This is a genomic window from Mycoplana ramosa (assembly GCF_041930185.1).
GTDB classification, from domain to species: Bacteria; Pseudomonadota; Alphaproteobacteria; order Rhizobiales; family Rhizobiaceae; genus Mycoplana; species Mycoplana ramosa.
Window position 1 is genome coordinate 289658 of record NZ_JBHEEW010000004.1, and the last position, 21356, is coordinate 311013.

Below are 21356 nucleotides of genomic sequence, written 5' to 3' on the forward strand. Positions count from 1 at the left end.
TGGTATCTCTCCTTCTGAAACTCCATCTCTTAGCCTACTCGCCGGCCGGTCGAAATCCGTTTGCCGTACATCGCCGTCTTTTTTCGCCGGCCAAACCTCCAGGGCCGGCTGTCCGGTGGGAGGAGGGCTGATCGGATAGGTTCCTGCTCGATTTGGCGAGGCGTCGCGAAACCGTTCATTTACCTTGTCGACCTAAACTTTTCTTGTTTTGCAGCGGCCTGGCCCTGCCGGCATCCGTTCGCAGGTTTTCTCCCGAATGCGAACACATGGGCATAACACCATGCCGGGATATGCACGCGGGAACGGTTATGAGTATTGCGTCTGCCCTTTGCTCCCGGATGCCGATGGTCGTTCTGACGGCGATGGTCGTCGCCGGCTGTTCCGGCGATCTGCTGCCGCCCGCCAGCATCGACGGCGAGAACACGGTCAATGCCATCAGGCCGAGCCAGGATGTCGGTCAGGAGCGCGCCATGCGCGCCGCCGGTCCGAGCTCCTCCGGCGATTCGCCGCTCATGACCGTGGGCGGAAACGCCGGCGCCGTTGACGCGGCCTATCCCGTGGTCGCCGGTTCGCCCCCGGCGGCGGCGCCGGGCAACCGCCTGCCGATGATCGACAGCGACGAAGCGCTCGGCACGGGCGGTGTATCGCAGGCGTCCATTGCGGGTGGGACGCTGCGCGTTCCGGATGAGGGCGTGAACATGGATGCCGGGCTCGGGGTGCAGCCGGTCCAGGGGCTGGCCGAGGCGCAGGCCATGGAGATCGCCGAAGGCAATGCCCCCCAGGTCGTCGTCGACGGCATCGGAACGGACGCGCCGCAGCAGATCGGTCAACCGGTATCGATGCCAATGAGCGAGGTTGCCACCGAGGTCGGGCGGTCGGCGCCGGCCGGTTCGGGCCGTCTCGTCGCGCCGGTGGGCGAGGAGCAGCAGGTCGCATTCATCCCGCGGTTCAGTGATCCGATGGCGGTGCCGGAAACCCAAGGCGGCATGCCGGCTTCGGAGAAGGCCTGCCGTCAGCGGCTGCAGCGGCTGGGCGTGAAGTTCCGGGATCTTCCGGCAATCTCGAAAAATCGGTCCTGCGGCATTCCTTACCCGATCGAGTTGCAGGGGCTTTCCGGCGGCATCCAGATTCGGCCGGCGGCGCAGGTCAACTGCCAGATCACCGAAGCCTTCGCCAAGTGGGTGAAGAACGAACTCGCGCCGTCCGCGCGCCTGCGCTACCTCTCCGGCGTGAGCTCGATCCACCAGATGTCCTCCTATTCCTGCCGGACGATGAACTCGCAGCGCGGCGCGGCGATGTCGGAACACGCCAAGGGCAACGCGATCGACGTCGGCAAGATCGTTCTCAACAACGGCAAGGAGATCCTGATCCGCAAGAAGGGCTTCTTCGCCTTCCGCGAGAAGGGGCTGCTGAAGGCGGTGCGGACCGACAGCTGCAAGTATTTTACCACCGTGCTCGGCCCTGGCAGCGACCGCTTCCACAAGGACCACTTCCACTTCGACCTGCGCATGCGCAAGTCGGGCTACCGGCATTGCAGCCTGTAGGCTCGGGTCAACTGCGCACAAAACAAGGCCAGCGCGGAGGCTGGCTGAAGGAGGAATGCGGCAGGACGCGACCGGCAACGCAACACACTGTCCGGTCCACAGGGTGCGTGCCTGGCATTCTCGCGGACGGTTCATCCGTCCGGTCGGCTCCGCGTACAGGAAAAACGCGGGCGGTTTCGCAGTCATTGCGAGTGGAGGCGCGGGCGATGGTCTTGCAACGCCTGCGTGCCTCGGGCGAGACAGTGATTGATTTTCTTTATCGTTTCATGACAGTTGCGACCTTCGCCCGACTCCCGCCGCGTCTGTCCGGAGCCGTCATGCCGCCCATCACCGATCTCGTCGTGTTTGCCCTCGCGCTTGCCGCCGCGGGTGTCGTCTCCGGCCTGCTGGCCGGCATCTTCGGCATCGGCGGCGGGGCGATCCTGGTGCCGGTGTTCTACCAGGTGTTCGGTTATCTCGACGTGCCGGAAGCGGTGCGCATGCACCTGTCGATCGGAACGTCGATCGCGATCATCGTGCCGACGTCGTTGCGCTCGTTCACCTCTCACCGCAAGCGTGGTGCGGTCGACATCGACCTGCTGAAGGGCTGGATCGTCGCACTGCCGCTTGGCGCCATCCTCGCCTCGGTGATCGCGGCCATGATCTCGAGCGTCGGGCTGCGGCTGATCTTCGTCGTCATTTCGCTTGGGGTTGCTGCCCGCATGCTGTTCAACCAGCCGCACTGGCGGCTCGGCAACGACCTGCCACCCAATCCGTGGAAGTGGATCGCCGGCGTCGTCATCGGCACGCTCTCCGGGCTGATGGGGATCGGCGGGGGCGTGCTGAACAACACCTTCATGACGATGTACGGCCGGCCGATCCACCAGGCGGTGGCGACATCGTCCGGCGTCGGCGTGCTGATCTCGATCCCCGGCATCTTCGGCTACATCTGGGCCGGCTGGGGCGCAGCGGGCCTGCCGCCGCTGTCGACCGGCTTCATCAACTGGATCGCCGTGGCGCTGATCATCCCGATCGCCCTCGTCGTCACGCCCTATGGGGTGAAGATGGCGCATGCGATGAGCAAGCGGCATCTGGAAATGGGCTTCGGCATCTTCCTGCTCTTCGTCGGCGCGCGGTTTCTCTACAGCATCTACGGCTGAGATTGCCTTTTCGTCCGGAAAGGGGTGAAAGTGCCGCCCGGGAGCCCCACATTGCGGGTCTCTTCGACGCTCTTGTCTTTCCAACGGATTTGTTCATGGCGCCTATCGTTCGCATCGAAAACCTGACGAAATGCTATTCCAGCGGCTTTCAGGCGCTGAAGGGCGTCAGCCTCGACATCGAGGAGGGCGAGATCCTGGCGCTGCTCGGACCGAACGGCGCCGGCAAGACGACGATGATCTCGATCGTCTGCGGCATCGTCACGCCGACCGGCGGACGCGTCACCGTCGCCGGCCACGACGTGATCCGCGATTTTCGCAAGACGCGCGAGATCATCGGCCTGGTGCCGCAGGAGTTGACGCTCGATGCCTTCGAGACGGTGTTCAACACCGTTGCCTTTTCGCGCGGGCTGCACGGCAAGAAGCCGGACCCGGCGCTGATCGAGCGCATCCTTCGCGACCTGTCGCTGTGGGATAAGAAGGACAGCATGCTGCGCCAGCTCTCCGGCGGCATGCGCCGGCGGGTGCTGATTGCCAAGGCGCTGTCCTACGAGCCGAAAATTCTCTTCCTCGACGAGCCGACGGCCGGCGTTGACGTCAGCCTGCGCAAGGAGATGTGGCAACTGGTGGAGCGCCTGCGCGCCGCCGGCGTGACGATCATCCTCACCACCCACTACATCGAGGAGGCCGAGGAGATCGCCGACCGGATCGGCGTGATCGACAAGGGCGAGATCCTGCTCGTCGAGGACAAGGCGGCGCTGATGCGCAAGCTCGGGCGCAAGAAGCTGACGGTGGAACTGGCCGATCCGATCGCGGCGGTGCCGGAGGCTCTGGCGCACTATAATCTGTCGCTTGGCGCCGACGGGCAGACGCTCGTCTACGACTACGACGCGGCGGGCGAGCGGACCGGCATCACCGGCCTGCTGGCGGCACTGGCCGAGCAGGGGTTACGGCTGAAGGACGTGGCGACCGAGCAGAGTTCGCTCGAGGACATCTTCGTGGAACTGGTGGGAGAGGCGAAATGAACGTCGAGGCGATCAAGTCCATCTATCGGTTCGAGATGGCGCGCACGCGCCGGACGCTGCTGCAGAGCATCGTCTCGCCGGTCGTGTCCACCTCGCTCTACTTCATCGTCTTCGGGGCGGCGATCGGCTCGCGCGTGCAGGAGGTCGGCGGCGTGCCTTATGGCGCCTTCATCGCCCCCGGCCTGATCATGTTGACGCTCCTCAACCAGTGCATCGGCAACGGCGCCTTCGGCATCTACTTTCCGAAATTCACCGGCACGATCTACGAAATCCTGTCGGCGCCGATCTCGACGGTCGAGATCGTTATCGGCTATGTCGGCGCGGCGGCGACGAAGGGACTGATCGTCGGCACGATCATCCTTGTCACCGCCTCGCTGTTCGTCGACATCACCATCGCCCATCCCTTCATGATGCTGCTCTTCTTCGTGCTGACAGCGGTGAGCTTCAGCCTGTTCGGCTTCATGATCGGCATCTGGGCGAGGGACTTCGAGCAGTTGAACCTGATCCCGATGCTGGTGATCCCGCCGCTGGTCTTCCTCGGCGGCAGCTTCTACTCGATCGACATGCTGCCGCCGTTCTGGCAGACGGTCAGCCACTTCAACCCGGTGCTCTATCTCGTTTCCGGTTTCCGATGGAGCTTCTTCGAGATCGCCGACGTCAACCCGGCGCTGAGCCTTGCGGTCGTGGTCGGCTTCCTCGCGGTCTGCCTTTGGGTCACGGCCTGGATTTTCCGGACGGGATACAAGCTGAAAAACTGAGGTTGGATCAGTCGCGCAGGCGCAACTCGTCGCCGCGGATCTCGACGGAACCGAGGCTGCCGAGGAAGGTCATGCCGAGAAGGCTCTGGTCGAGCTTGCCCGGGCCGGCGACCATGGCGCGGACGTTGCGCCGCTCGATCGGGCCGATCGCGAGGCTTTCCAAGCGAATGGGGGCGGCGACGCTCATGCCGTTTGCGGTCGACACCATCATGTTGAAGTCGAGCGATTCCGGCGCGAGTCCCAGGTGTTCGGCGTCGGCATAGGAGAGCACGACCGAACTGGCGCCGGTGTCTACGAGCATGCTGGTGCGGCGTCCGTCGATCTCCGCCTGCACCTGGAAATGACCGTTGTCCATCTTGTGCAGAACGAGGATCTGTTCGCCGGAGGCATCCGTCGTGACCACCGCGCGCCCGGGAACAAGGCCGGCGGTCATCCGGCCGGCAACGGTTTGCAGATCGTCGCGGTAGACATAGCCGGCGACGAACAGGAGGGCGATCAAAAGCCAGAGCGCGGCGTTGCGCAGGTTTTCGCCGACGCGGCGCCGACTGGCGAGGATGCCGGTGGCGATGAGGGCGCCGATCGCGGCGAGCTGGACAAGGCTGGCGAATTCGTCGTTGCCGAGCCCGAAGGTGCGGCCGGTCTGATGGTTCAACAGAAGCATCGCCAGGCCGAAGCCGAGGACGGCGATGAGAACCCAGAATCTCATGCTTCGCCGCGCTCCCGCGCCATCCGTGAGCGTCGGGTTTCCCGGCGCGGCTTGCGCTCGACCGTTGCGAGCCGGGCAGGAAGATCCGCCATGATCGAGCGCCGCTCATCGGAACTGTATAGGGTCCAGGCGCCGATTTCGTCGCGGGTGCGGCCGCAGCCGAAGCAGAAGCCGGTGACGTCGTCGATCGAACAGACGAGGATGCAGGGCGATTCCATCGGGTCTCCAAGTGTCAGCTTCTTGTTATATCGGCCGGTCACAGTGCCAGCGCAAGGGCCGCCAGCGCGGCGATCTCGGCCACCTGCTCGGTCGCCCCGATCGTATCGCCGGTGTGGCCGCCGATCTTGTCGCGGACGAGGTCGGTGAAGGCGAACACGGCCGCCGAGATTGCCAGCGCGGCAGAGGCGATCGCAAGCAGCGGGGCGCTCGGCAGAAGCAGCAGCACGGCAATCGCCGCACCGGAGATGAGGGCCGCCCGGGCGGCGTCCGCTTCCGGCTGACCGGCCGATGCGGCAACACCGTCCTTACGGGCCGGCGGCAGCGCCGACCAGTGCCAGACCATGGCAGCCCTGCTTGCGGCGGCGACGGCGAGCACCGTCATGGCCGCGCCGACCGGGGACAGAAGCGGGATGATCGCCGCGAGCGCCGATGCCCGCAGTCCGAAGGAGAGGATGAGCGCCACCACGCCGTAGGAGCCGACCCGGCTGTCCTTCATGATGGCGAGCGTGCTGTCGCGGTCGCGACCGCCGCCGAGACCGTCGGCGGCATCCGAGAGGCCGTCTTCGTGCAGCGCGCCCGTCAACAGCGTCTGCACCGACAGAACGAGGAGGGCGGAGAGCAGCGATGAGGCGCCAAGCGCCTCGAGGATCGAAAGCAGGACGGCTGCGGGCAGGACGATCAGCAGCCCGGCGGCGGGAAACGCCCGGACCGTGCGGCCGAGGCGGCCGTCGTGACCGTCGAAATGGCGTTGCGGCACGCGGATGCGGGACAGGAAGGCCACGGAGCGGGCCACGTCGTCGATGTAGTCGCGAATATCCACCTGCTGTCCTCCGAGCACCAGCGTAAGGGTGAGCGCCCGCTTCCGCCGAAATCGCGGCACACAGGCGGACCGGCCGTGCCGTTGTGCAATACTACTGCGTCCCTTGCCAGCCCCATCGAGCCCGCGGCGACAAGAACGGGCGCAATTGCGGTTGTCTGACTCGTTTGCGAGCTCTAATAGAAGCCGCATCCAACCATGCTTTGGAAGCTGAAAACAAGGAATCCTCCAAGATGAGTGCCAGTGGTCTGCCGTTCGATGACTTCCGTGAATTGCTCCGCAATCTGCCGGGACCGGATTCGGCGACGCTGGCGGCGGCACGCGACCGCGATGCGCAACTGACAAAGCCGGCGGGCGCGCTCGGCCGGCTCGAGGAAATCGCCTTCTGGCTGGCCGCCTGGACCGGTCGGCCGCCGGCGGTGACGCGGCCGCTGGTGGCCGTTTTCGCCGGCAACCACGGCGTGACGAAGCGCGGCATCACGCCGTATCCGTCTTCCGTCACGGCGCAGATGGTTGAGAATTTCGCCGCCGGCGGCGCCGCGATCAATCAGATCTGCATCACCCACGACCTCGGACTGAAGGTCTTCGACCTGGCGCTCGAATATCCGACGGGCGACATCACCGAAGAGGCGGCCCTGTCCGAGCGCGATTGCGCAGCCACGATGGCCTTCGGCATGGAGGCGGTGGCCGGGGGGACGGACCTTTTGTGCATCGGTGAAATGGGCATCGGCAACACGACGATCGCCGCGGCGATCAATCTCGCGCTGTACGGCGGCGCCGCCGCCGACTGGGTCGGGCCGGGGACCGGCTCGGAAGGCGAGGTGCTGCAGCGCAAGATCGCCGCGGTGGAGAAGGCGGTCGCCCTGCACCGGGATCACCTGTCCGACCCGCTGGAAGTGCTGCGCCGTCTCGGCGGCCGCGAAATCGCGGCGATGGCGGGCGCAATCCTGGCCGCGCGCATGCAGAAGATCCCGGTGATCCTCGACGGCTACGTCTCCACCTGCGCCGGCGCCATCCTGAAGGCGGCCAACCCGTCCGCGCTCGACCATTGCCTGATCGGCCACGTCTCGGCCGAGCCGGGGCACATGCTGGCGATCGAGAAGCTGGGCAAGACGCCGCTTCTCGCGCTCGGCATGCGGCTCGGCGAAGGCACGGGCGCGGCACTCGCCGCCGGCATCGTCAAGGCGGCTGCCGCATGCCACTCCGGCATGGCGACCTTCGTTCAGGCCGGTGTCAGCAACCGGGGGCAGTAATCGCTCGTTCGAGAGGTCTGTGGTTCGAAGACGAAGGAAGGCCCGCGATGTGCAGTCGCGGGCCTTTCGTTTGTCGATGCGTCGCGGCCATGTTTCCGCCATGGAGCGTCCATAAGGGCCCATTCTTGCTGTCTGCAACGCATTCTTTCCGCTTTGCTGGCATGATGTTACAACGTCGGCGTGCGCGGCCGGATCCGCGTGAGCGAGAGAAGAACGATGACCATGGCTGAAGGCAGGATCGACACGGGCCCGGTGAAGAAGGAGACGGGGATACGGCATCTCTTCGCCGCCGCAAGCTATTCGCTCGCCGGGGCACGGCGTCTGCTGGGCGAGGCGGCCTTCCGGCACGAACTGATCGCCTTTGCCGTGGTGATGGGGGTCTTCGCCCTCGTCGGGGCCACCTTCTTCCAGTTCGTGGCGATGGCGATCCTGTTCCTGCTGATGATGGCCTTCGAGGCGATCAACACGGCGATTGAGGAGATCGTCGACCGGGTGTCGCCGGAAATCTCGCAGATGGGCAAGCATGCCAAGGACCTTGGCTCGTTCGCCGTCTTCTGCCTGATCGTGGCGAACGCGGTCTATGCGGCCTATGTGATGATCGTCGCGGTGATGGCCTGATCGGCCAGCCGATGGCCGTTCAGGCGAAACTTCTGCGGCGCGGAGCGACGGTCCTGATCTCTTCCACGGGCGGCAGGCTCTGCAGCACACGCTTGGCGGGCAGGATGGCGATGGCCTCGGTGCCCTCGCGCAGCTTCGATTTCAGGATGAATTCGCCATTGTGCTTGGCGAGGATCGCCTGAACGATCGGAAGACCGAGCCCGGTGCCCTGTTCGGCGCTCTTGATCGCGATCGCGCCCTGGCCGAAGGCGGAAAGCACGATCGGAATTTCCTCTTCCGGAATGCCCGGGCCATTGTCGCGGATGGAGATGTACTGTCCGCCGCCGGCCGTCCAACCGACCTTCACCCGGATCTCGCCACCTTGCGCCGTGAACTTCACCGCATTGGAGAGCAGGTTCAGCACCACCTGGCGGATCGCCTTCTCGTCCGCCCAGACGTCGGGCATGTCGTTCTCGAACTGGTGGGTAATGGAGATCTTCTTGGCCCGGGCCCTCAGTTGCACCATGCCGATGCAGTCGTCGCAGACGTCGACGAGCTGGATCGCCTCCTCGGTCAGGTCGTACCTGCCCGCCTCGATGCGGGAGAGGTCGAGGATCTCGTTGATGAGGTTGAGCAGGTGCTTGCCGGAACTGTGGATGTCGGCGGTGTATTCCTTATAGATCGGATTGTTCAGCGGGCCGAGCACCTCGGTCGACATGACCTCCGAGAAGCCGAGAATGGCGTTGAGCGGCGTGCGCAGTTCATGCGACATCGAGGCGAGAAAGCGCGACTTCGCCAGGTTTGCTTCCTCGGCGCGGCGGCGGGCCTCGTCCGACATGGACTTTGCCACCTCCAGCGCGGCGATCAGGTCGTCCTTCTCGGACTGGAACGACAGCAATTGCGTGTTGGGCCGGCGCTGCCGCTGCGCGATGAAGGCGAGAAAGACAAGCGCGAGCGAGACGATGGCCGCCATGCCGACGGCTATCGGGTCGGGATCAACGATCGCTGAGACGGCGAGTGCCGCGACGCAGGGCGAAAATGCGTACAACAAGGCATTGCGCAACATCAGCGCGCTCATGGTCGTCACGCAGAGCGCGACCAGCAGGGCCGTGCCCTTGTAGAAATCGAAGGCGCTTCCGTTGCAGGAATCGCAGTCCTGCACGGCGAACACGGCCCAGGCGAGCCCCATCAGAATGTGAGCCAGCAGGAAATAACGCTGCCAGCGCCGGACTTCCTCCGTGACAAGACCCCTTCGATGCGCGTGCCGGGTGAGCAGAACGCCGATCGCATGCAGGCTCAGCGCAAGGATTCCCCAGACGATGTAGGTGGGGTTCCGGGTCAGATGCAGGCCAATGCCGGCGACGACGAAGATCAGCAGCGGCATCATCAGCGCGCCGTGCAAAACGGTCTCGATGTAAAGCACGAGCATCTCGCGCTCGAACGCCGGCGAGGTGCCGCTGCTTGACTGCAATCTCTCGCGCGTCACGCGAACGGCCCGCGATACAGCCCTGTTTCTATGGCTGCGCGATCTGTCGACAATGTTCTTGTCGGTCGTGTTGCTGGCGGCGGGACCCATGAGCTACGCAAAGATTGTGATCACTGTTGAACTCTAGGGGGGAATTCTTAAAAAGATCCTGCCGGACATTAGCAATTTGCGAACCATTTCGCCGGTATGGGCGATGATGCGCCGTACCTGCCGAGGGTCGCGGCGGGTGAGGAAATGCGGCATGTAGGCCGGCCCGGACATGGTCTCGGGTTCACGCGATGTTGAGGGCGGTTCTGGTGCGCAAGCGCATGAAATGGCGCGATGTTGTCGTTGCGGTCGCCCTATTGGCGTTGATGGCCCTGATTGCCGTGAAGCTTGAGGCTCCCTCCGGAGGTGACCTGTTCAGCAGCACCGCCCGCGCCGCCGACGGCGACACCCTGACGATGGGCGGACGGCGCATCAGGCTTTCCGGGATGGATGCCCCGGAACTGACGCAACCCTGCAAACGGGACGGCGCGGAGTGGTACTGCGGCGCCGCGGCCCGCGCGCATCTGGCCGAGCTGCTGCGCCGTGGGACGATCACCTGCAGACTGATCGGCACCGACCGATACGACCGGACATTGGCGCGCTGCCGGGTCGGCGACGACGATCTCGGCGAGCGCATGGTGCGCGATGGCCTTGCGGTTTCCTATGGCGACTACGAGAATGTCGAAGCGTTGGCGCGGGCAGAACGCAAGGGGCTGTGGAGCGGTACGTTCGACCGGCCGCAGGACTGGCGTCTGCGGCATGGCCGGCCACCGGAAGAGCCGCATGACACGGCAGCCGGCTACCTTTCGATGGTTTTGCGGCTGTTCGGTCTCGATTGACGGAGCGCTTGGGATGGCCGGACAGGCGGGCCGGAACGGGAATTTGGCAGAGATCGCAGCATTGCGGGCATCGATCGCAGCCTGTCGCATCTGCCGCGATCAGCCGCTCGGTGGGGAGCAGGGCCGCCTTCCGCATGAGCCACGTCCGGTCGCGGTTCTGTCAGACACGGCTCGGATCCTGATCGCAGGGCAGGCTCCCGGCCTGCGGGTCCATGAGACCGGCCTGCCGTTCAACGACGCTTCGGGCGACCGCCTGCGCGACTGGTTGCAGGTCAGTCGCGAGCAATTCTATGACCCGGCTCTCTTCGCCATCGTCCCGATGGGCTTCTGCTTTCCCGGCTATGACGCCAACGGCAGCGACCTGCCGCCGCGGCGGGAGTGTGCGCCGCACTGGCGGGCGAAGGTGATGAAAGCGATGCCGCAGGTCGAGCTTGTCCTGGCGGTCGGCCAGTATGCGCAGGCCTGGCATCTGGGGGGCATGCGGGAGAAGTCGATGACCGCGACGGTGATGGCCTGGCGGCGTTGCATCGCACCCGAAGCGGCGCCGGCGGTGCTGCCGCTGCCGCATCCGAGCTGGCGCAACACGGGCTGGTTGAAGCGCAACCCATGGTTTGCGGCGGAATTGCTGCCGGAACTGCGAAAGCGGGTGAAAACCCTGATCGGATGAAATGGCGTTCTTTCTTTTGCCACGAGAGTCGTCTTAATAGAAAATTCGTTTCAAGGGGGAAGCATTCATGGACCGTCTCGACCGCAAGATTCTTCGGCTGCTGCAGGAGGATTCCACGCTTGCCGTGGCGGATCTGGCGAAGAAGGTCGGCCTCTCCACGACACCCTGCTGGCGCCGTATCCAGAAGATGGAGGAAGACGGCGTCATTCGCCGCCGCGTGGCCCTGCTCGATCCCGTCAAGGTGAACACGAAGGTTACCGTTTTCGTTTCGATCCGCACCAACGCACACTCGACGGAATGGCTCAAGCGGTTCTCGGAGGTGGTGGTCGATTTTCCGGAGGTGGTGGAATTTTACCGGATGAGCGGCGACGTGGACTACCTGCTGCGGGTGGTCGTTCCCGATATCGCCGCCTACGACGCGTTTTACAAGCGGCTGATTGCCCGCATCGAGATCCGCGACGTGTCTTCGAGCTTCGCAATGGAGCAGATCAAGTACACGACCGAGCTGCCGCTCGACTACATGGCCGTGGACAACAAGTCGGCAGACGACTGAAGACGCAGGCGAGCCGGGCGCAGTGCCCACGGGCGACGTCCGCCGCCCATGGGCGTTTTCATCACTTGCGCTCGAGCCGGGCGAGCAGCGAAGAGCTGTCCCAGCGCCTGCCTCCCATCTCCTGCACGTCACCATAGAACTGGTCGACCAGGGCCGTGACCGGCAGCTTGGCGCCATTGCGCCGGGCCTCGGTCAGCACGATTCCCAGATCCTTGCGCATCCAGTCGACGGCGAAGCCGAAGTCGTACTTGCCCTCGTTCATCGTCTTGTGGCGATTTTCCATCTGCCAGGAGCCGGCGGCCCCCTTGGAGATCACCTCGACCACCTTCTCGATGTCGAGTCCGGCGCGCTTGCCGAAGTGGATGCCTTCGGCCAACCCCTGCACGAGGCCGGCGATGCAGATCTGGTTGATCATCTTGGTCAGTTGGCCCGAACCCGCCGGTCCCATCAGGCCGACCATGCGGGCATAGGCGTCGATGACCGGCCTGGCCTTGTCGAATGTCGCCTGGTCGCCGCCGCACATGACGGTGAGCACGCCGTTCTCGGCACCGGCCTGGCCGCCGGAGACCGGCGCGTCGAGGAAGGCGCAGCCGCGGGCCCTTGCCGCTTCGTCCAGTTCGCGCGCGACCTCGGCCGAGGCGGTCGTGTTGTCGATCAGGATCGCGCCGGGCTTCATGCCGGCGAGCGCGCCGTCCTCAGCGGTGGTGACCGAGCGCAGATCGTCGTCGTTGCCGACGCAGACGAAGACATAGTCGGCGCCCTCGGCCGCCGCCGCCGGTGTCTGGGCCGCCCTGCCGCCGAACTGTGCCGTCCACTTCTCCGCCTTGGCGAAAGTGCGGTTGTAGACGGTGACGTCATGGCCGCCCCTGACCTTGAGATGGCCGGCCATGGGGTAGCCCATGACGCCGAGGCCGATGAACGCGACATTTGCCATGCTTTATTCTCCTCTATACCTGTCGGTGATGTATCGGAAAGCGACCATCGGCGGAAGCGCGCCTGCAGCCTCTTGTGTCGTCGCCGTGGGTCAGGCTGGCGCGGGTGCGGGAACAAGCGGCATGAGCAGCACGTAGCCGGCCAGGCCGCAGCCGATGCAGAGTAGCGTTGCTCCGGCCAGGCGCGCGGTAAAGGCGCTTGCACCGGCCCCGGACGCCGCCAGCCCGACCTTTGTCAAAAGGTTGACGACGACGGCGATCAGGATGGCGGTTGCCGCCGTGTCCAGCGAAAGCGTTCCACTGGCCAGCCGTGCGGTGGAAAGCGTGATCGCATCGATGTCCATGGTGCCGGAAATGGCAGCCACGACGTAGAGCAAGGCTGGCCCCGCGTAGTCGGCGAGCACCTTGGAGATCCACGTGATCGCCCCGAGCAGCGCCCCGAACTGCAGAACGACGCGCAGTTCGAACGGATTGTTCATGTTCAGTTCCGGGGCCTTTTGCCGCTCGGTCCCACGCCAGATCGTCCAGACGACCACGGCGAGCATGGCGAGCAACGCCGGCACCAGCGAGGCGGCGAGCCTGAGGGAAAGGGAAGGCGCCAGAAGAAAGCTGAGGACGAGAACGCGAGCAAGGGAAAGAGTGCCCGCTATGATCGCGCCCGCGGCGAGTTGCCGGCCGCTCTCCGGTGCCGACCGGGCAAAATTGGCAAAGGCCACCGTAAGCGCCGTCGAGGAGGCGAGTCCGCCGGCGGCGCCGGCGAAGAGAATGCCGCGATCGGGTCCAGCCACCCGGACCGCAATATAGCCGGCGTAGGAAATCGCGGCGATCATCACCGTCATCAGCCACAGGCTTCGCGGATTGAGGCCACCCCAGGGGTCGATCGCGCGGTCCGGCAGCAGCGGCAGGGCGACCACCGTCATGGCGAGCAGCACCAGGGCGGACCGCAGCTCGACCCAGGTGAGCCGCCTCAGAAATCCGTGCAGTCGGTCTCGGGCGGCGAGGAAGCCGGCGGTCACCACACCCGCCGCCGCGGCCACGCCCGGGTCGGCGACGACCGCGGCGGTGCCGAGCACGAACACCAAGATCGCGGCGACGACGCCCGTGACGCTGTAGTCCTCCTCCTCCTCCGCCTCCCGGCGTTTGAAGAGGGTGAAGATCGCGCCGAACAGAAGCAACACGGCGATCGCGAAGGCTGTTCCGAAATAGGGCTGGAGGTAGCCGGTCAGGCCGCCAAGGAGACCGATCAGGGCGAAGGTGCGAATGCCGGCCGTCCGGCCTCCGGCGCGGACGGTGCGCTCCTGCCAACCGCGCTCGATGCCGATGAGGAGCCCGACGGCCAAGGCCACGCCAAGGCGTTGAAATGCTTCGATAGTATCCATCGGGGCAGCATATCCGCCTTCCGGCTTTGCGCAAGTCCGGCCGGGCGAGCGGCGGAGGGGATCGGGTTATCACCTGTCGTCCGGCGGCGAACGCGGGGCGTCTGCCTGTTGTTGTGTGTCAGCAGTCTCGTCTGCTTTCGCGGGTTCGCTCGGCTCCGGGTCGATGCCGGTGTCAGTTGCATCTGCCGCGCCGCCCTCGGCTTTCGGGGGTGCGGCGGTTTCGCCCGCTGCCGATCCGCCATTATCAGCCCGGTCGGACGGACCGGCGGCGCTTTCTTTGCTTTGAGGGCAGACGGCATCCTGCAGCGCCCAGGCGCGCGGACCAAGGGAGCTGGAAATATCGTTCCAGACCAGTCGCAACCGGCGGACATGGAGATCATCGCCGATCCAGCGCATGACGTGCTCGATGCAACGGGTCGTCTGCTCCGGCGTGGTGCCGATCACGGTGCGTGCCCAGGCGCAGTAGTCATCAATGGAAACCGCTGCGACTTTGCCGTCTTGCATGATGAAGGGCCGGCTGTTGCCGATCGCGGACACCGAACGCAGGTTGTCGGTGGCTGCAAAGAGGATGCCGGCGTAGATCGTATCGGCTTCGTTTGGCTCGCCCTTGCTGTCGATCGCCCGCTCCAGATCGAAAATGGTGCGGATGTTCAGTTCGCGCATCATAAGGAATTTCTCGATGCCGAGAATGTGGCAGAGTTGGGCCTGCGCGACCCAGTCGATGCACTGGTAGATGCCGAACGGCGATTCGATGTGCAGCATGATCGGATTGGCTGCTGCCAGGTTCTGCACGTCGTAGATGCCGCAATCCTCCAGACGGAATCGCGTGGCGAAGTCGATCCCGTCGATGACGTCCATCGGGGTGATGCGCGTCACCCTCTCGAACCGGTCGTCCTCAGACTTGATCCAGGCGATGAGATTTCTCGTCTTCGTGTAGACGAACTGCGTTGCTGACCGCGGCATCAAGCCGAGGATGGGGGCGAGGGCGATCCAGATGGCGGAGATCTCCCCACTGCGTGCCGGGACACTTTGGCTGTCGCCGCCTGCTGGCGCCGCGAACACCCAAAATGGATCGGGCAGGGCCGCAAACGCGATCATGGCGAAGATGCTGGCAGCAACGATCTCGACGCTCTGCTTGAGGAACGTGAAAGAACTGAGGTCGTAGACGGCCAGGTTGCGCAGGAAGTTGCGAGCGGCGCCCACATAGGCGCCCGCAAAGGCCAGTGCGCCGATGACGATCAAGTTGCCGTAGCCGGCCGCCGCACTTTTCGCCGTCTCCACGGGGGCGTTGCAAGCGGCAAACAGGTGCTGGCACAGGTGCAGGCCACGCTGCTGAGATTACAGCGAAACGCCGCCATCAGGGCGTCGAAGCCAAGATAGGTCACGATCATCAATCCGACCGAGGACACGAAGAGACGCAGGTCCCGGCGCAGGCCCTGCCGGCGGATCCGGTTCAGCAGGTCGTTGAGGGGGATGCCTGTCGGCAGGGGGGACATCCTTGCCTCCCAGCCACCATCCAGGTCGACGTCGGACAGGTATTTGCTGCGGACGAACTCGAACGAAGGATTGATGCGATTCTCATCAGAGGACGCGATGTCCTCGAATGTGCGCTCGAAATCGAAGATCTGCCGCACGCGGCGGACACGGATCTCCTGGCGGCCGAATATGATCAGGGCAGGCGTGAGGATGGCGACCAGCAGTGCCCAGCCGTTCACATGCGCCCAGATGTAGAGAAGCACGGTCGTGACGTAGCTGTAAGATGCGACATCCTTTGCCCCTGTGACGTTCTCCATCCGCGCCAGGTCCCCTCTGAGAATGGGGACATAAGCTAATTCATCCTCAAAGGTGGCGCTAGAAACCTGTCGCAATCAGAGGTTGAGTTGCGCCTCGCCCCGGTGCCGCGCAATTACCAGGTGGCCGGGCGTCGGCTCGCCTTCTTCCATGCGCACGGTGATGTCGGAGATCTCCACGATGTCGAAGCCGGTGGCATCGAGCCGGTCGCGCACATAGTCCTGCGCATGGGCGAAGCGCTGGTGCGGGCCGACCATGAAGCTGCGGCCGGCCAGAACCTCGGCGGGAAGCGTTTCGGAGGAGAAGATGAAGAGGCCGCCGGGCAGAAGATTGTCCGCGGCGCCGAAAAACAGCGGCTCGAGCGCGCCGAGATAGGGCAGGACGTCGGTCGCCGTGATCAGGTCGAAGGGCTCTTCGTCGTTGTCGTCGAGGAAATCGACGGCCTCGGCGACGTAGAGTGTTTCGTACAGATCCTTCTCGTGGGCGACTTCGACCATGTTCTCCGACAGGTCGATGCCGGTGATGTCGTCCGCCATGTCGCGGAGCGTGCCGCCGGTGAGACCGGTGCCGCAGCCGAGGTCGAGCATGCGCTTGAAGGGGCCGAGTCCGAGCGCCTGCAGGCGTTGGCGCACCAGCACCGGCACGGCGTAGCCGAGTTGCTCCACCAGCACGTCCTCGAACACTTCCGCGTGCTGGTCGAACAGGGTGGTGACGTAGGCGTCCGGCGCCTTCTCCGGCGTCTCGCCCCGGCCCATGGAGGCCAGGCGCACCGCCGCGCCGCCGTGATCCTCCGGGTCGAGGGCCAGGACTTCCGCATAGGCCTTCGCCGCCGCGTCGAAGTCGCCGGATTTCTCCAGGGCGAGGGCACGGTTGTAGGCTTCGGCAAGCGCTTCTTCGTCGATCTTCTTCATGGGCGTCTCATAGGGCTGGCGGCGCCGTTTGGCAATGCTGGCCAGCGGCCGTCACCCATCCAAGGCGAAATTGACATTTCACAATCGCAGCAAACAGGAGCATCATCTCCTTCAAGGAAAAGAAGAAAACGGAGAAAACCGATGGCGGGTGAAGTCGCGTCGTTTTCCGCGCAGCCGGACAATGGGGAGGTGCCGTCGACGCATTTGCCCGCGACCTCGACGGAGGCGATCAACCTGATGGTTCATTACTATCGCGGCGAATTGGGCCGGATGGCCGGCTGGCGCGACCGGATCGACCGGACGACGAACTGGGCGATCACGGTGGTGGCGGCGATGCTCTCCGTTTCGCTGTCGACGCCGAGTTCGCATCACGGGGTGTTGCTGTTCGCCATGCTGCTCATCTCGCTGCTGCTCCTAATCGAGGCGCGACGTTACCGCTTCTTCGACGTCTATCGTGCCCGGGTTCGGCAGATCGAGAAGAAATACTTCGCCGAGTTCCTGGATCCGCGCGGCGATCTGTCGCCCGATTGGGCCGCCGCGATTGCCAGGAGCCTGCGCAAGCCACAGTTCCAGATTGGCTATCGCGAGGCCGCCTGCCGCCGGCTGCGACGGAACTATTCCTGGATGTACCTGATCCTGTTGCTGGCCTGGGCGCTAAAGATCTCCTCGTCCACGATGACCGAGTCGGGCCCCTTCGACGTCGCGCTGTCCTTCCACCAGGTGCTGAAGAACGCCGCGCTCGGCGCCATCCCGGGTGGTGTGGTTCTGGCCGTCGTCGCTGCCTTCTACTTGCTCATTCTCGTAGCCGTTCTGCACCAGGAGCAATCCGAGGGCGAACGCGTGCGTGGCGAGGCGCATGTCTGAGACGGTGCGCCCAGATGCGCCCTCAGTGCAAGATGAACTCGCCCTTCAGCGCTCTCCACTCGGTTGCGGAGATCAGCTTGCGGTGCACATAGCGCACCGAATGCAGCGGCCCGTCGAGCTTCTCCTGCCAGAACCGCAGGAACTGGCGCATTTCGGGAAACTCCGGAGCAAGGTCGTAGTGCTGCCAGACGTATGTTTGCAGCAGGGTCGGATGGTCGGGCATGCGGTAAAGGATCTGGGCCGTCGTCACGCCGTAGCCCTTCAGTTGCAGTTCCAAATCCTGTGTCATTCCGGACCTCATCTTGGTTGAATGATGGTCCCTATGATTGAGCCACGGCGGTGGTTAATCAATCGTTGATTTTGGTTTTGAGCGGAAATAAATTATTCAAAACAATAGCTTGGCAGCAATTCGGGTTGAGTGCTGCCAAGTTTGCGTCAGCGCTTGAGGTGGCGCGTCAGCCGCGCCTCGAGCCAGGCCCAGAGGTTGCGCAGGAACTCCACGATCATCAGGTAGAGCAGCGCGGCCCAGAGATAGGTCTGGTAGTCGAAGGTCCGCGAGAAGGCGCGCCGTGTCTCGCCCATCAGGTCGAAGACGGTGACGATCGCGACGATGGCCGAGCCCTTGATCATCAGGATGATCTCGTTGCCATAGGGCCGGAGCGCAACGATCAGCGCCTGCGGCAGGACGATCTTCAAGAAGGTGATCCGCTTCGGCAGGCCGAGCGACGCGGCGCCCTCGTGCTGGCCGCGCGGCACGCTTTCGATCGCGCCACGCAGGATCTCGGCCTGGTAGGCGGCGGTGTTGAGGGTGAAGGTGAGAAGGGCGCAGTTCCAGGCGTCGCGGAAGAAGCCCCAGAGGCCGAGCGCCTTCAGCTCCGCCGAGAAGCTGCCGAGGCCGTAGTAGACGAGGAAGAGCTGCGTCAGCAGCGGGGTTCCGCGGAAGAAGTAGATGTAACCATAGGCGAGCCAGGACAGCACCTTGCTGTTCGACATCCTGGCCAAGGCGAGCGGCAGCGATACGAGTGCGCCGAGCGTGATCGAGATTGCAACCAGCAACAGCGTCACGCCGAGACCGGACAGATAGCTCGGACCATACTTGGCAAACTTATCCGGATCCCAGCCGCCGACGACGGTCAGGAAAATGCCGACCGCGAGCGCCAGCCAGATGCCGAGGGCGATGCTGCCGAAGAAGCGCGACAGCGTGTAGGCCCGCGGCGGGGCAGGCGGCGGCGCCTGCGGCGGAATAAGAGTGGTGACGACGCTCATCGTGCGACCCCCGATCGCGTCACGCGCGCCTCGATGGCCGAGAACGCGATCGACGACAGGAGGGCGAGAACGAGGAAGAGAATGCAGGCGATGCCATAGAACAGGAAGGCCTCCTTGGTGACACGGGCGGCAATGCCCGTCTGGCGCAGGATGTCGGGCAAGCCGACGACGGAGACCAGCGCGGTATCCTTCAGCAGCGTCATCCAGAGATTGCCGAGCCCGGGCAGGGCGATGCGGACCAACTGGGGCAGGATGATCAGGCGCATGGTTTTGCCCCGATGCAGCCCGAGCGCATCGCCGGCCTCGTACTGGCCCCGCGGGATCGCCCTGAAGGCGGACAGCAGCACCTCGGAGCAGTAGGCGGAAAAGACGACGCCGAGCGCGATCATGCCGGCGAAGAACGCGTTGATCTCGATCGCCTGCTCGTATCCGAGCGCCGACAGCAGGTTCTGCACAAGAATTTGCAGCCCGTAATAGACGATGAAGAGCGTCAGCAACTCCGGCAGGCCGCGGAAGATGGTCGTGTAGATGTCGGCAGCAAGCCGCAGCGAACGCTCCTCGGACTGTTTGGCGAGTGCGATGAAGAAGCCGAACAGCAATCCGACGGGCAGCGTCGCCAGGGCGAGGCTGGCGGTGACGAGGAAGCCGGTGGCGATCTCGTCGCCCCAGCCGGCGTCGCCACAGGCAAGCAGCGTATCGCCCGCGAACCAGCGAAAAACACCGGCCGGGCCGCACAACGGATCGATCGTTCTTAGAAGCGCGGAGATCGCCCCCGCGATGGCGGAAAAGAACCCGCTCATGCCAAATGTACCCCCGGCGCGCTTGGCGCGCTCATCGCGCGGCGCTTCAACACGCCTTCTGTTTCAGGTTGTTCTCAAACAAAAATGACGGGAGGGCAAGCCCTCCCGTCGACACAATCCCGTATCAGGTCACAAAATCCCCGCATAAGCGGGACTGCCACTATTCTTCGCCGTAAACGTCGAAGGGGAAGTACTTGGCGTTGATTTCCTGGTACTTGCCGCTGGCGCGGATGCCCTGGATCGCCTTGCTGAACTTGTCGGCCAGCTCGGTCTCGCCCTTGCGGACGGCAATGCCGGCGCCGGCACCGTTGATGACCGGGTCGACCGGCAGCGTGCCGAGCAGCTTGCAGCAGGCGCCATCCTCGGTCTTGAGCCACTCCGACAGCACGACGACGTCATCGATGACGGCATCGACGCGGCCGTTGGCGATGTCGAGCTTGTACTCGTCGGCGGTCGGATAGAGCTTCAGCTCGGCGCCCTTCATGTGCGCTTCGGCATAGTTGGAATGGGTCGTCGACGACTGGGCCCCGAGCGATTTGCCGGCGAGCGCTTCGGCGGTCGCAGCAGTGATCTCGGAATCCTTCGGCACGACGATCGCCGGCGGCGTGTTGTAGTACTTCGCCGAGAAGTCGACCTTCTGCTTGCGCTCCTCGGTGATCGACATCGAGGCGATGATGGCGTCGAACTTCTTGGCGACGAGCGCCGGGATGATGCCGTCCCAGTCCTGCGTCACGAAGGTGCATTCGGCCTTCATCTCTTCGCAGAGCGCCTTGGCGATATCGACGTCGAAGCCCGTCAGCGTGCCGTCGGCCTCGAGGGTGTTGAACGGGGGATAGGCGCCCTCGGTGCCTATGATGATCTTTTCCCCCTCGGCCATCGCAGACCCGGCCAGCAGCGTGATGACGGCTGCGGACGCGGCCATGGTAAGACGTTTGGAAATGCGCATTTTTGTCCTCTCTGTTTCGAACCGGCCGGTTATTGGTGTTCTCGGCGGTTTCCCGGGCGGGCGTTGCTGGCCCGCTTGGCGCGATAATCGACTTCTTTCGCAGGAAAAATCAACCACCAACTGCACGGGCTGGGCGATCGGGCGGGTTGTCCCCCGGAGGCGAATGAACCGAGTGGCGTGGTTGCGCGTTGTATGGACCGGTGAATGGAGCCGAAACGCATCGTTCATCACGAGTTCAGATGCGGACCAATAGCTTGTCCACAGTGCAGGATTCGGTCTGCGGACCGGACCACAAAATCGCCCGGAATGGCTGGTCCACGCTTTGCCGAAGGACTCAGCGGTAGACAAGGAAGACGTAATGGGTAACCGAACCAAATTGCTCGCCACGGTGGCACTGCCGCTCGCATCGCTCATCTGGCAGCCGGCGCATGCGGCAGCGATTCGCCCGATGCAGCCGGCCGGGACCACGCAAGGCGTGATCCAGGTTCAGTCCGACGAGAGCGGCCTTTCCGAGGAAGAGCTTCGCAAGCTGCGGCGCAAGCAGCGCCAGCAGCAGGCGGAAGAACAAAAGGGTACAGCCGACGAGCAGCAGCAGTCCGACAAGCAGAAGGCCCGCGAGGAACGGCGCAAGAAGCAGCAGGAGCAGCAGGCGGAAGAGAACCGCGCCGCTGACGAGCAGCAGCAGTCGGACCGGCAGAAGGCCCGCGAGGAGCGCCGCAAGAAGCAGCAGGAGCAGCAGGCGGAGCAGAACCGCGCCGCCGAGGAGCAGCAGCAGTCGGACCGGCAGAAGGCCCGCGAGGAGCGCCGCAAGAAGCAGCAGGAGCAGCAGGCGGAGCAGAA

Annotated in this window: 23 protein-coding genes and 1 pseudogene; 11 read left to right on the top strand and 13 right to left on the bottom strand. The window is 64.5% G+C overall.

Annotation, left to right across the window (positions count from 1 at the left end; translation table 11 throughout):
- Nucleotides 1–308: 308 nt before the first annotated feature.
- From JNC62_RS07410 to JNC62_RS07425, 4 genes are all read left to right on the top strand, one after another.
- A complete protein-coding gene (locus JNC62_RS07410; RefSeq protein ID WP_374837389.1) occupies nucleotides 309–1544 on the top strand; it encodes an extensin-like domain-containing protein in 1236 nt (411 codons plus the stop codon).
- Nucleotides 1545–1861: 317 nt separating this feature from the next.
- Nucleotides 1862–2683, top strand: a complete 822-nt coding sequence (locus JNC62_RS07415; RefSeq protein WP_374837391.1) for a sulfite exporter TauE/SafE family protein — start codon at nucleotides 1862–1864, stop codon at nucleotides 2681–2683.
- A gap of 95 nt (nucleotides 2684–2778) precedes the next feature.
- Nucleotides 2779–3705, top strand: a complete 927-nt coding sequence (locus tag JNC62_RS07420) for an ABC transporter ATP-binding protein (protein WP_374837393.1) — start codon at nucleotides 2779–2781, stop codon at nucleotides 3703–3705.
- A complete protein-coding gene (locus tag JNC62_RS07425) occupies nucleotides 3702–4463 on the top strand; it encodes an ABC transporter permease (protein ID WP_374837395.1) in 762 nt (253 codons plus the stop codon). Before JNC62_RS07420 ends, JNC62_RS07425 begins: the two co-directional genes overlap by 4 nt.
- A 7-nt stretch (nucleotides 4464–4470) precedes the next feature.
- Here JNC62_RS07425 and JNC62_RS07430 read toward each other — a convergent pair whose 3' ends face one another.
- From JNC62_RS07430 to JNC62_RS07440, 3 genes are read right to left on the bottom strand one after another with little or no spacing between them, the layout of a single operon-like run.
- Nucleotides 4471–5169 carry a retropepsin-like aspartic protease family protein gene (locus JNC62_RS07430; RefSeq protein ID WP_374837397.1) on the bottom strand — a complete coding sequence of 233 codons (699 nt, stop codon included), beginning with the start codon at nucleotides 5167–5169 and terminating at the stop codon, nucleotides 4471–4473.
- Nucleotides 5166–5387 carry a DUF1289 domain-containing protein gene (locus JNC62_RS07435; RefSeq protein ID WP_374837399.1) on the bottom strand — a complete coding sequence of 74 codons (222 nt, stop codon included), beginning with the start codon at nucleotides 5385–5387 and terminating at the stop codon, nucleotides 5166–5168. Before JNC62_RS07435 ends, JNC62_RS07430 begins: the two co-directional genes overlap by 4 nt.
- 38 nt (nucleotides 5388–5425) lie before the next feature.
- Nucleotides 5426–6208 (bottom strand): adenosylcobinamide-GDP ribazoletransferase, encoded by a 783-nt coding sequence (locus JNC62_RS07440; protein ID WP_374837401.1) that lies wholly within the window; start codon nucleotides 6206–6208, stop codon nucleotides 5426–5428.
- Nucleotides 6209–6438: 230 nt separating this feature from the next.
- Here JNC62_RS07440 and cobT point away from each other — a divergent pair, with 230 nt between their 5' ends.
- Together cobT and JNC62_RS07450 are read left to right on the top strand one after the other, a co-directional pair.
- Nucleotides 6439–7458, top strand: coding sequence for a nicotinate-nucleotide--dimethylbenzimidazole phosphoribosyltransferase (gene cobT / locus JNC62_RS07445; protein ID WP_374837403.1), 1020 nt, complete (start codon nucleotides 6439–6441; stop codon nucleotides 7456–7458).
- A 216-nt stretch (nucleotides 7459–7674) separates the two neighbouring features.
- Entirely contained in the window at nucleotides 7675–8076 is a 402-nt protein-coding gene (locus JNC62_RS07450; RefSeq protein WP_374837405.1) for a diacylglycerol kinase, read from the top strand.
- 19 nt (nucleotides 8077–8095) lie between these two features.
- On the opposite strand, the gene JNC62_RS07455 is transcribed toward JNC62_RS07450, so the two are convergent.
- Nucleotides 8096–9631 (bottom strand): sensor histidine kinase, encoded by a 1536-nt coding sequence (locus JNC62_RS07455; protein ID WP_374837407.1) that lies wholly within the window; start codon nucleotides 9629–9631, stop codon nucleotides 8096–8098.
- Nucleotides 9632–9819: 188 nt separating this feature from the next.
- On the opposite strand from JNC62_RS07455, the gene JNC62_RS07460 reads away from it, so the two are divergent.
- The 3 genes from JNC62_RS07460 to JNC62_RS07470 all read left to right on the top strand — a co-directional run bounded on the left by JNC62_RS07460 (nucleotide 9820) and on the right by JNC62_RS07470 (nucleotide 11627).
- Nucleotides 9820–10407, top strand: a complete 588-nt coding sequence (locus tag JNC62_RS07460) for a thermonuclease family protein (protein ID WP_374837409.1) — start codon at nucleotides 9820–9822, stop codon at nucleotides 10405–10407.
- A 43-nt stretch (nucleotides 10408–10450) separates the two neighbouring features.
- Nucleotides 10451–11074 carry a uracil-DNA glycosylase family protein gene (locus JNC62_RS07465; protein ID WP_374837411.1) on the top strand — a complete coding sequence of 208 codons (624 nt, stop codon included), beginning with the start codon at nucleotides 10451–10453 and terminating at the stop codon, nucleotides 11072–11074.
- 67 nt (nucleotides 11075–11141) lie between these two features.
- Entirely contained in the window at nucleotides 11142–11627 is a 486-nt protein-coding gene (locus JNC62_RS07470; RefSeq protein WP_374837413.1) for an Lrp/AsnC family transcriptional regulator, read from the top strand.
- A gap of 61 nt (nucleotides 11628–11688) precedes the next feature.
- Here the strand turns inward: JNC62_RS07470 and JNC62_RS07475 are convergent, their stop codons facing one another.
- From JNC62_RS07475 to JNC62_RS07495, 5 genes are all read right to left on the bottom strand, one after another.
- On the bottom strand, nucleotides 11689–12561 hold the full coding sequence (locus JNC62_RS07475) for an NAD(P)-dependent oxidoreductase (RefSeq protein WP_374837414.1): 873 nt from the start codon (nucleotides 12559–12561) through the stop codon (nucleotides 11689–11691).
- Nucleotides 12562–12651: 90 nt separating this feature from the next.
- Nucleotides 12652–13938: an MgtC/SapB family protein gene (locus tag JNC62_RS07480; protein ID WP_374837416.1), complete on the bottom strand. Its 1287-nt coding sequence runs from the start codon at nucleotides 13936–13938 to the stop codon at nucleotides 12652–12654.
- Between the two features lie 69 nt (nucleotides 13939–14007).
- A complete protein-coding gene (locus JNC62_RS07485; RefSeq protein WP_374837418.1) occupies nucleotides 14008–15219 on the bottom strand; it encodes a hypothetical protein in 1212 nt (403 codons plus the stop codon).
- Nucleotides 15177–15731: a hypothetical protein gene (locus JNC62_RS07490; RefSeq protein ID WP_374837420.1), complete on the bottom strand. Its 555-nt coding sequence runs from the start codon at nucleotides 15729–15731 to the stop codon at nucleotides 15177–15179. The genes JNC62_RS07485 and JNC62_RS07490 overlap by 43 nt, the downstream gene beginning before the upstream one ends.
- Nucleotides 15732–15806: 75 nt before the next feature.
- On the bottom strand, nucleotides 15807–16640 hold the full coding sequence (locus tag JNC62_RS07495; RefSeq protein ID WP_374837422.1) for a class I SAM-dependent methyltransferase: 834 nt from the start codon (nucleotides 16638–16640) through the stop codon (nucleotides 15807–15809).
- A 141-nt stretch (nucleotides 16641–16781) separates the two neighbouring features.
- On the opposite strand from JNC62_RS07495, the gene JNC62_RS07500 reads away from it, so the two are divergent.
- Nucleotides 16782–17504: a DUF2270 domain-containing protein gene (locus JNC62_RS07500; protein ID WP_374837424.1), complete on the top strand. Its 723-nt coding sequence runs from the start codon at nucleotides 16782–16784 to the stop codon at nucleotides 17502–17504.
- Nucleotides 17505–17526: 22 nt separating this feature from the next.
- Here the strand turns inward: JNC62_RS07500 and JNC62_RS07505 are convergent, their stop codons facing one another.
- From JNC62_RS07505 to JNC62_RS07520, 4 genes are all read right to left on the bottom strand, one after another.
- On the bottom strand, nucleotides 17527–17793 hold the full coding sequence (locus JNC62_RS07505) for an usg protein (RefSeq protein WP_374837426.1): 267 nt from the start codon (nucleotides 17791–17793) through the stop codon (nucleotides 17527–17529).
- A 146-nt stretch (nucleotides 17794–17939) separates the two neighbouring features.
- Entirely contained in the window at nucleotides 17940–18770 is an 831-nt protein-coding gene (locus JNC62_RS07510) for an ABC transporter permease (protein ID WP_374837428.1), read from the bottom strand.
- Entirely contained in the window at nucleotides 18767–19570 is an 804-nt protein-coding gene (locus tag JNC62_RS07515) for an ABC transporter permease (protein WP_374837429.1), read from the bottom strand. Before JNC62_RS07515 ends, JNC62_RS07510 begins: the two co-directional genes overlap by 4 nt.
- Nucleotides 19571–19730: 160 nt before the next feature.
- Nucleotides 19731–20516 carry an ABC transporter substrate-binding protein gene (locus JNC62_RS07520; RefSeq protein WP_374837431.1) on the bottom strand — a complete coding sequence of 262 codons (786 nt, stop codon included), beginning with the start codon at nucleotides 20514–20516 and terminating at the stop codon, nucleotides 19731–19733.
- A gap of 358 nt (nucleotides 20517–20874) precedes the next feature.
- On the opposite strand from JNC62_RS07520, the pseudogene JNC62_RS07525 reads away from it, so the two are divergent.
- Nucleotides 20875–21356: pseudogene (locus JNC62_RS07525) on the top strand (OmpA family protein); the annotation flags it as partial.